This window comes from Dietzia sp. Cai40, assembly GCF_014145165.1.
Taxonomy (GTDB): Bacteria; Actinomycetota; Actinomycetes; order Mycobacteriales; family Mycobacteriaceae; genus Dietzia; species Dietzia natronolimnaea.
Map to the genome: position 1 here is coordinate 1 of NZ_JAALEB010000031.1, position 9,094 is coordinate 9,094.

The 9,094-nt window shown below is 70.7% G+C and carries 9 protein-coding genes; 5 read left to right on the top strand and 4 right to left on the bottom strand.

Annotated features, from left to right (window positions below):
• The 3 genes from G6022_RS01500 to msrB form a co-directional block, all read left to right on the top strand.
• Positions 1-274 (top strand): alpha/beta hydrolase (locus G6022_RS01500; protein WP_182690929.1); only part of this gene is annotated, 274 nt, incomplete at its 5' end.
• A gap of 49 nt (positions 275-323) precedes the next feature.
• Entirely contained in the window at positions 324-1,520 is a 1,197-nt protein-coding gene (locus tag G6022_RS01505) for a glycosyltransferase family 87 protein (RefSeq protein WP_347237774.1), read from the top strand.
• Positions 1,521-1,529: 9 nt separating this feature from the next.
• The gene (msrB, locus tag G6022_RS01510) at positions 1,530-1,970 is read left to right on the top strand and encodes a peptide-methionine (R)-S-oxide reductase MsrB (protein ID WP_182638613.1); all 441 of its coding nucleotides are present in this window, start codon (positions 1,530-1,532) and stop codon (positions 1,968-1,970) included.
• Positions 1,971-2,049: 79 nt separating this feature from the next.
• On the opposite strand, the gene hemQ is transcribed toward msrB, so the two are convergent.
• Genes hemQ through hemE form a run of 3 tightly spaced genes read right to left on the bottom strand, consistent with a single transcriptional unit; the run spans position 2,050 to position 5,249 of the window.
• Complete coding sequence (gene hemQ, locus G6022_RS01515) at positions 2,050-2,745, bottom strand: hydrogen peroxide-dependent heme synthase (protein WP_182638614.1); 696 nt, start codon at positions 2,743-2,745, stop codon at positions 2,050-2,052.
• A gap of 3 nt (positions 2,746-2,748) precedes the next feature.
• Positions 2,749-4,131 (bottom strand): protoporphyrinogen oxidase, encoded by a 1,383-nt coding sequence (hemG, locus tag G6022_RS01520; protein ID WP_182638615.1) that lies wholly within the window; start codon positions 4,129-4,131, stop codon positions 2,749-2,751.
• A 2-nt stretch (positions 4,132-4,133) separates the two neighbouring features.
• On the bottom strand, positions 4,134-5,249 hold the full coding sequence (gene hemE / locus G6022_RS01525; protein ID WP_182638616.1) for a uroporphyrinogen decarboxylase: 1,116 nt from the start codon (positions 5,247-5,249) through the stop codon (positions 4,134-4,136).
• 106 nt (positions 5,250-5,355) lie between these two features.
• On the opposite strand from hemE, the gene G6022_RS01530 reads away from it, so the two are divergent.
• Positions 5,356-5,943: a DUF3000 domain-containing protein gene (locus tag G6022_RS01530; protein WP_179525398.1), complete on the top strand. Its 588-nt coding sequence runs from the start codon at positions 5,356-5,358 to the stop codon at positions 5,941-5,943.
• Complete coding sequence (locus tag G6022_RS01535; RefSeq protein WP_182690931.1) at positions 5,940-7,178, top strand: HRDC domain-containing protein; 1,239 nt, start codon at positions 5,940-5,942, stop codon at positions 7,176-7,178. Before G6022_RS01530 ends, G6022_RS01535 begins: the two co-directional genes overlap by 4 nt.
• A gap of 12 nt (positions 7,179-7,190) precedes the next feature.
• On the opposite strand, the gene dxs is transcribed toward G6022_RS01535, so the two are convergent.
• Positions 7,191-9,080 carry a 1-deoxy-D-xylulose-5-phosphate synthase gene (gene dxs / locus G6022_RS01540; protein WP_182638978.1) on the bottom strand — a complete coding sequence of 630 codons (1,890 nt, stop codon included), beginning with the start codon at positions 9,078-9,080 and terminating at the stop codon, positions 7,191-7,193.
• Positions 9,081-9,094: the final 14 nt, after the last annotated feature.

The window sequence follows — 9,094 nt, forward strand, 5'->3', positions numbered from 1 at the left end:
GACCTGGCCCGTCCCGGGAGAGTCCACGCTGGAACTACCTGGCGCCGCGCCCGTGCTGCTGATGGGTGGGATCGCGGACCCGGTGGCCGGTGCCGCCGCGCTGGAACCCACCGCGGGGATGCTGTCGGCCGCAGGGGCCGGCGACATCCGGGTCCTCACCTGGGGTGCACCCGGATCGCGCGTGGTCCTCCACTCCGCGTGCGCCAGATCGACCGTCACGGAGTTCCTCGCCGACCCGGCCACCGTCGACCGTTCCGTGGCCTGTCCCTCCTGACCGGGGCGCCTGCGTGGGGGACGCGACCCGGGCCGGTAGCCTGCACACCGTGCCGTTGCCGACCCGAAGCGCTGACTCCGTGCCCCGCCTGCTGAACCACATCCTGTGGCCGCTGGCGATCATGACCGTGATCCACCGCGTCCTGATCAAGGCCGTCAACGGATCCATCACCAATGACTTCGGGACCGTCTACGCGGCGACCAGACGCTTCCTGGCCGGTGAACCCGTGTACAGCGAGAACCTGCTCACGGTCCAGCCGCACTACCTCTACGCCCCGAGCGGCACGTTCGTGCTGGCGCCCTTCGGTGTGATCGACAACTACACCGTCGCCCGGTGGCTGTTCATCCTCGTCAACACGGCGGCGATCATCGGCGCCCTGTGGCTGCTCATGCGCCTGTTCGACCTCGACGTGCGGTCGTTCGCGGCCCCGGCGATCCTCCTGGGAGCCTTCTGCACCGAGGCGGTCACCAACACCCTGGTCTTCACCAACGTCAACGGCGTGATCTTCCTGTGCCAGGTGGCCTTCCTGTACTTCCTCCACCGCAGGCGACTCTGGTGGGCCGGAATGGCGATGGGCTTGTCCCTGGCCATCAAACCGATGCTCGCCCCACTGTTGGTCATCCCGCTGATACGCCGTCAGTGGCAGCCTTTCGTCGCCGCCGTGGCGATCCCCGCCGCCACCATGGCCGCGGGCTGGGCGCTCACCGTCGACGCCGGGCGGTACCTCGAGGTGACCGCGCCGTACATGGGCGAGGTCCGCGACTACTACAACAGCTCCCTCGCCGGCCTCGGTCTGTACTACGGCGTCCCCGAACCACTCATCCTGGTGGCCCGGATCCTCATCGTGGTGGCCACCCTGGTGGCCGTGTGGCTCCTACTGGACTACCGGCACAACCACGAGGTGCTGTGGTTGGCCACCACCTCCGGTGTCATCCTGGCCGGCGTGTTCCTGGTCTCCAGCCTCGGTCAGATGTACTACTCGATGATGCTCATCCCGATCATGCTCACCGTGGTCCTGGACAAGTCCCTGGTGCGCAACTGGCCCGCCTGGTTGGCGGCGTACGGGTTCTTCACGCTGGACTTCTGGGAGTCGGCCCGGTGGCCGTACTACGGGCGACTGTTGGAGTTCGCCCATCCCACGCTCGGATGGCTGTTGTTGCTGTGCACGGTGTTGGTGATCCTGCTCTGGCGGCGGACGGACCCGCGCCGTCACGAGCGGATCGCACCGGCCGCCACAGCGGCGTAGCCTGCGGACATGAGTGAGCGCACCGACACCCCCTCCAACACGACGCAACCGGACTTCACCCTCGACGATGCCGAGTGGCGCCGCAGGCTGACCCCCGAGGAGTACCAGGTACTACGCCGGGCCGGCACCGAGCGGCCGTACACCGGCGAGTACACGGACACCAAGACCGAGGGGGTCTACCGCTGCCGCGGTTGCGGGGCAGAGCTGTTCCGCAGTGACTCCAAGTTCGACTCCCACTGCGGCTGGCCCTCGTTCTTCACGCCGCTGGCCGGGGGGTCCGTCATCGAGCGGACCGACACGACCCTCGGGATGACCCGCACCGAGGTGGTGTGCGCGAACTGCCACGGCCATCTCGGTCACGTGTTCTCCGGCGAGGGCTACCCCACCCCCACCGACCTGCGGTACTGCATCAACTCGCTGAGCATGACGTTCGAGCCCGCCGAGGACTGAACGCACAACGCAGGGGCCGGCCGGGACGTTGTGGTCCCGGCCCGGCCCCTCGCGTCGATCCCCGCGGCGCTGAGCCGTCTCAGGGCATCGTGGTGGCCAACTGCTCGGCGCTGATCCGGGGCCCGGTGAAGAACGGGACCTCTTCACGGACGTGACGCCGCGCCTCTGTGCTGCGCATGACGCGCATGAGGTCCACGATCCGGTCCAGCTGCGGGGCCTCGAAGGCCAGGAGCCATTCGTAGTCGCCCAGAGAGAACGACGGCACGGTGTTGGCCCGGACGTCCGGGTACTCGCGGGCGGCGCGCCCGTGCTCGGCGAGGATCTGGCGACGCTCCTCGTCGGGGAGCAGGTACCACTCGTAGGAGCGGACAAAGGGGTACACGGAGATGTACGCGCCCGGCTCCTCCTCGGCGAGGAACGCCGGGATGTGGCTCTTGTTGAACTCGGCCGGTCGGTGCAGAGCGGTGTTGGACCAGTAGGACGTGCTGGCCCGACCCAGGATCGTGGTGCGCCGGAACTCGTTGTAGAACCGCTGCAGGTCCTCGATGTGCTCAGCGTGGGTCCAGATCATGAAGTCGGCCTCGGCGCGGAGCCCCGAGACGTCGTACAGTCCGCGGACCACCACGTCGGTGCCGTCGAACCGGGCGAGGAACCGCTCGAGGTCCGCGGTGACCGCGGCCCGGTCCTCCCCCAGCTCCCCGGGCGTCACGGTGAAGACCGAGAACATCAGGTAGCGGAGCGTCGAGTTGAGCTTTTTGTAGTCAAGGCGTGCCATGGCTCAATCCTGCCACCCGGCGGCCAACCGCCGGGCCGCGGCCCGTGCCGAACCGATGCACGCGGGCACTCCGACCCCCTCGGTCGCCCCTCCGACCACTTCCACCCCGGGCAACCGGTCCGCCAGTTCGGCCCGTACGCCCGCGATCCGGTCGGCGTGTCCCGGACCGATCTCCGCGAGCGCATCCTCCCAGCGGCGGACACGCGAGTACAGGATCGTCGGTGCGGATCCGCACACCCCGGCGAGGGCGGATTCGGCCATCCTGGCCAGCGCGATGTCATCCGCGGTGAGCACGTCATCGTCGTCGAGCCGTCCGAACGACACCCGCACCAGGTGTCCCGGCCGGGTGTCGAGGTGGGGCCACTTGCGACTGGTGAAGGTCATCGCCTTGAACGGGACCGGCTCGTCGGTGGACACCAATACACCGGAGAGGTCGGGCAGGTCGAGCCCCCGGTCGACCTCCATCGCCACCACGGCGGAGGAGGCCGTCCGGATCCCGGACAGTCCGGACACCACGCCGTCCACACCACCGGCGGCGGCCAGGAGCGGCGCGGCGTGGGGGACGGGGACGGCGACGACGACGAGGTCCGCGTTCTCGACCCACGACCCGCGGGCTCCGGTGACCGTGAGGGCGTACCCGGTGGTCTCGCGATGGAGCTCGGTGCAGGTGGCGTGGGTGCGCACCGTGGCACCCGCGGCCCGGGCCAGCGCGGCCACGAGGCTCCGGTACCCGCCGTCGAGGGTGGCGAACACGGGCCCCGGTACGCGGTTGCCCAGGAGCTCACTGATCGCGGCGGTCAGCGTGGGCGCGCCCCGGTCCAACACCTCGGCGAGAGCGGGGATGACCTGCCGCAGGCCGAGTCCCGAGCTGGGGGCGGCGTACACCCCGCCGAGCATGGGATCGACGAGCCTCGAGACCACCGCGTCGCCGAACCGTTCGGCCACGAGCCGGCCCAGCGAGACGTCCCCGCCGGACTCCCACTCCAGTGGAGTGTCCGCCTCGCGGGCGGCGACGGCCGATTCCTTGGGGCTCAGGACACCGGACAGTCCGGCCACGTCGGATGGGAGCCCCATGACGGTGCCGACCGGCATCGGGACCAGTCGACCGTCGGTGAGGATCGCCGGGCCGAGCGGACCCGGGTGCCGAATGGAGTCGGTCAGCCCCAGCTCGGCGACGAGCTCGGAGGCCTCGGGGCGGCGGCCGATGAAGGCCTCAGCCCCCAGCTCCATGGGGCCGGACGGGAAGTCGACGGTGTTCAGTGCCCCGCCGATCGAGTCCGACGCCTCGAGGACCGTGATCCGCGCGCCGGGCAGGTCGAGGGCGAGCTGATAGGCGGCGGTGAGACCGCTGAGACCGCCACCGATCACCGCGACACGAGGGGCCATCCCTACGTCCCGGTCAGCTCGTGGACCAGCTCGACCACGTGGGTCACGGCACCCGGGTCGGTGGCGGGCAGGACGCCGTGCCCGAGGTTGAACACGTGCCCGCGGGCGCCCAGCTCACGTGCCCGCGCCCCCTCGTCGAGGATCCTCCGGACCTCGGAGTCCAGCGCCGAGCGGTCGGCGAAGAGTATGGCGGGGTCGAGGTTGCCCTGGAGCACCTTGCCCGGAGCCCGCACCGCGGCGTCGTCGAGCGGGATGCGCCAGTCCACACCGACGACCTCTGGACCGGCCTCGCCCATCGCCCCGAGCAGTTCTCCGGTGCCCACGCCGAAGTGGGTGCGGGGAACCGTGGAGATCACCTCGTCGGCGAAGATCCCGGTGGAGTGCGGGAGCACCATCGACCGGTAGTCCCGCAGGCTCAGCGCCCCGGCCCACGAGTCGAACAGCTGGACGGCGTCCACGCCCGCATCGATCTGCGCGCGCAGGAACACCGTGGTCAGGTCCGCCAACTTGGACATCAGTGCATGCCAGACGTCGGGGCGGGAGTACATCAGGGACTTCGTGTGCTCATGGTTACGGCTCGGTCCGCCCTCGATGAGGTAGGAGGCGAGGGTGAAGGGGGCGCCGGCGAAGCCGATGAGCGCGACCTCCGGGTCGAGCTCCGCCACCACCATGCGGACCGCCTCGCCGATCTTCTCGAGCCGGTCCGGGGTGAGATCGGGAAGCGCGGCGACCCCGGCCTCGTCGCGGATCGGCGATGCCACCACGGGCCCGGTGCCCGGCACGATGTCGATGTCCACACCCGCCGCCGCCAGCGGGATGACGATGTCGGAGAAGAAGATCGCGGCGTCCACCCCGTGACGGCGGACCGGCTGCAGGGTGACCTCGCAGGTCATCTCGGGGTCGAAACAGGCCTCGAGCATGGTGCTCCCGGCCCGGAGTTCGCGATACTCGGGAAGCGAGCGACCCGCCTGACGCATGAACCACACCGGCGTGTGAGCGGCACCGGTGCCCCCGACTTCGTCGAGGTAGGGGCCGGTCCCGGCCCGGCGCGCGGTGGCGCGGCCGGCGCCCTGGGTGTCAACGGACCTGGGATTCGAGGGCACATCGGAGTTCAGCACCCCCCCATGGTCCCACGAGTGCGCCACCGGGGCCCTCCACCCCACCCCGGTGGGCGACGGCGCGCCTCCTCGGGACGCCGCCGGGTGGTGGCTAGCGTGACGACCCGTGAGCACATCGGTCAATGACGGCGAGCCCGAGGTCTTCCGGGAGGCGGTCGAGTCGCTGTCCCGGCTCGAGGTCCGCCCTGAGATCTCCGTCGGCCCGATCCGTCCGCCGCAGAGACTGGCGCCGTACAGTCATGCGCTCGGGGTGGAGATCATCCCGCCGACCGGGGACGATGTGCCCGAGTTCTCCGACGGGGACGCGTTCGGTCGGCTGATCCTCCTCCACGACCCCTCCGGGGACGACGCGTGGAACGGCACGCTGCGGCTGGTCGCCTACATCCAGGCCGACATGGAGGCCTCACTCGCGGGCGATCCCCTGCTGCCCCAGGTCGCCTGGAGTTGGCTCACCGAGGCGCTCGACGAGGACGCCGGACCGTACACGTCGCTGGGCGGAACCGTCACCAGCACCGCGTCGGTCCGCTACGGCGACATCTCCGGACCGCCCCAGGCCCACCAGCTCGAGTTGCGCGCGTCGTGGACCGCCCTCGAGTCGAACCTGACCGGTCACGCCTCCGCCTTCTGCAAGACGCTCTCCCTGGCGGCCGGACTCCCGCCGGTCGGCGTGACCTCCCTGCATCGTCGGGCGTGAGCGGCCGACGACGCGGAGAGACCCCGCCGGGGGCGCCGCCGCCCCCGGCGGAGTACGAGTTCGTGGACGACGCCTCCGGCATCGGGTCGGTCGCCTCCGTCGTGGAGTCCTCGGCCGGACCGGTCGCGGTGGACGTCGAGCGCGCGTCGGGGATCCGCTACTCCGAGCGCGCCTTCCTCCTGCAACTACGCCCCGCCGGCGGGGCCGCACTGCTGGTGGACCCCGAGACGCCGGGCCAGACGGTCGGGCCGCTCGCGGGCGTCCTCTCCGGGCGCCCCCTGCTCCTGCATGCCGCGAGCCAGGACCTCCCGTCACTCCGTGAGCTCGGGATCAGGCCGACGTCTGTCATCGACACCGAACTGGCCGGGCGGTTCCTCGGGATGGAACGGGTGAACCTCGGGGCGATGATCTCGGAGCACCTGGGCATCGGGCTGGCCAAGGCCCACTCGGCGGCGGACTGGTCGCGACGCCCGTTGCCCGCATCCTGGCTCGACTACGCCGCCTACGACGTCCTCTTCCTCCACGAACTGGCGGACGCGGTACTCCCCCGGCTCGACGAACTCGGCCGCCGCGACTGGTTCGAGGCCGAGTGCCGACACCTCGTCGACTCGGATCCGCCCGCCCCCGCCCCGGATCCCTGGCGCAGGCTGGCCCGCCTGACCTCCCTGCGCGACGCCCGCCAACTCGCCCGGGCACGGGAGTTGTGGATGGCGCGTGACCGGGTGGCCGCGGAGCGAGACATCGCTCCCAAGAGGTTGCTCACCGATGCGGCGATCATCGAGGCGGCACGCACCGCGCCGACGAACCGCACCGACCTGCTCGCGATCGAGGGGTTCGACGGCCCGCACCGCAGACGCCTGGCGGACGAGTGGCTGGCGGCGTTGGAGTGGGCCGCCGAACTCGGGCGTGGCGACCTCCCCTCTCGCCAGGCGCCGCGCGGGGAGCACCCCCCGCACACCAGTTGGAAGCGGACCGACCCGGGGGCGGCGGCGCTCCTGGACTCCGCGCGCGAGGCGCTCGGTGAGCTCGCCGAGGAGGTGGGAATCGAACAGGGGCTGCTGCTCAAGGCGTCGACGCTCAGATTGTGGGCCTGGCGGGCGGCCACCACCGACACCGTCGACGACGCGGCGCTACTGCACCGGGTCCTGCAGGACGAGGGTGCCCGCCGCTGGCAGATCGAACTGACGGAGGCTCCGCTGCTGGGCGCCGTGCACGAGTTCAGAGCGGAGAGCTGAGGGCGTCCGGACTCAGCTCTCGACCCGGTCGCCGAGGCGCTGGCGGATCCCGCGGGCGATCCCCTCCGCGGTCAACCCGGCGTCGGCGAGGATCTCACCGCGGGAGGCGTGGTCGAGGAACTCCTGGGGTATCCCCAGGGCGAGTCGGTCCACCCTTACCCCGGCGCGCTCCAGACTCGCCGAGACCGCCGACCCGACGCCACCGTGGAGCCCGTTGTCCTCGACGGTCACCACGAGCTGTCGACCCCGCGCGGAGTCGACGACCGAGTGCGGGACCGGATAGACCCATCGCGGATCGACCACGTCGACAGTGACACCGGCGGTCTCGAGTTCCCGGGCCGCGGCAAGCGACGGCGCGACCATCGACCCGACGGCGACGACGAGGACGTCGGCGTCGCCGGACCCGTGCACCCGGTCGACGCCGTCGGTACTGGTCTCCAGTGCCGGGACGGGTTCACCGACCGAACCCTTGGGAAAGCGCACGACGGTCGGCCCGTCGGTCACCTCGACGGCCTCGCGGAGCTCCGCGCGCAGGGTCTCGGCGTCGCGCGGTGCGGCCACCCGGACCCCGGGGACGATCCCCGTCAACGACAGGTCCCACATCCCGTTGTGACTGGCGCCGTCGGGGCCGGTCACCCCGGAGCGGTCGAGCACCAGGGTGACCGGCTGCCCGAGGAGCGCGACGTCCATGAGCAGCTGGTCGAACGCACGGTTGAGGAAGGTGGAGTACACGGCCACCACCGGGTGCATCCCCCCGAGCGCCAGTCCGGCGGCCGAGGCCACGGCGTGCTGCTCGGCGATGCCCACGTCGAACATGCGGTCCGGGAAACGCTCACCGAACGCCGTCAGTCCGGTCGGCCCGGCCATGGCCGCGGTGATGGCCACGACGTCGTCCCGTTCGGCACCGATCACGCACAGTTCGGCGGAGAAGACCGACGTCCAGTCGACCGCGGACGACTCCGAGAGCGGTCGGCCGGTGTCGGGGTCGATGACCCCGGTCGCGTGCATGAGGTCGGCGACGTTGTTCTCCGCGTGGACGTACCCCATGCCCTTGCGTGTGACCACGTGGACCACCACCGGGCCGCCGAAGTCCTTGGCCAGCCGCAGCGCGGCCTCGGTGGCGGCCAGGTTGTGTCCGTCCACCGGCCCCATGTACTTCAGTCCCAGGTCGGCGAACAGCTCCTGCGGCGACACCACGTCCTTCAGGCCTGTCTTGATCCCGTGCAGGATCGAGTACACGGCCTTGCCGACGACGTCCTTGCGCGCGCCCAGGGTGCGCTTGGTGTGGTCCATCGCCTTCTCGTAGGCGGGCTGTAGTCTCAGGACCCCGAGTCGTTCGGCCAGGCCTCCGATCGTGGGGGAATACGATCGTCCGTTGTCGTTGACGACGATCACCATGGGCCGGTCTTTGCCGGCCGCGATGTTGTTGAGCGCCTCCCAGGCCATCCCGCCGGTCATCGCGCCGTCGCCGATCACGGCCACGACGGTGCGGTCGGTCTCCCCGCGCAGGGAATACGCCTTGGCGAGACCGTCGGCGTAGGACAGCGACGAGGTGGCGTGCGAGGACTCGACCACGTCGTGTTCGCTCTCCGCGCGGCACGGGTACCCCGACAATCCGCCCCGGGTGCGGAGTCCGTCGAACAGGTCACGCCGACCGGTGACGATCTTGTGGACGTACGACTGGTGCCCGGTGTCGAAGACGATGGGGTCCCGGGGGGAGTCGAAGACCCGGTGCAGGGCGATCGTCAACTCGACCACACCGAGGTTGGGTCCGAGGTGCCCGCCGGTGGCGGAGACCTTCCTGATGAGGAACTCCCTGATCTCGCCGCAGAGCCGGACCAGCTCGTCGGGTCCGAGTGCACGGAGGTCGGAGGGGCCGTTCACCTGATCGAGCACACTCATTGCCGTCGACTGCC

Bases quoted from the DNA above. Each gene is read 5' to 3' on its own strand.
- hemQ (WP_182638614.1), bottom strand. From the start codon at position 2,745: ATGGCACGCCTTGACTACAAAAAGCTCAACTCGACGCTCCGCTACCTG.
- msrB (WP_182638613.1), top strand. From the start codon at position 1,530: ATGAGTGAGCGCACCGACACCCCCTCCAACACGACGCAACCGGACTTC.
- dxs (WP_182638978.1), bottom strand. From the start codon at position 9,080: ATGAGTGTGCTCGATCAGGTGAACGGCCCCTCCGACCTCCGTGCACTC.
- hemG (WP_182638615.1), bottom strand. From the start codon at position 4,131: ATGGCCCCTCGTGTCGCGGTGATCGGTGGCGGTCTCAGCGGTCTCACC.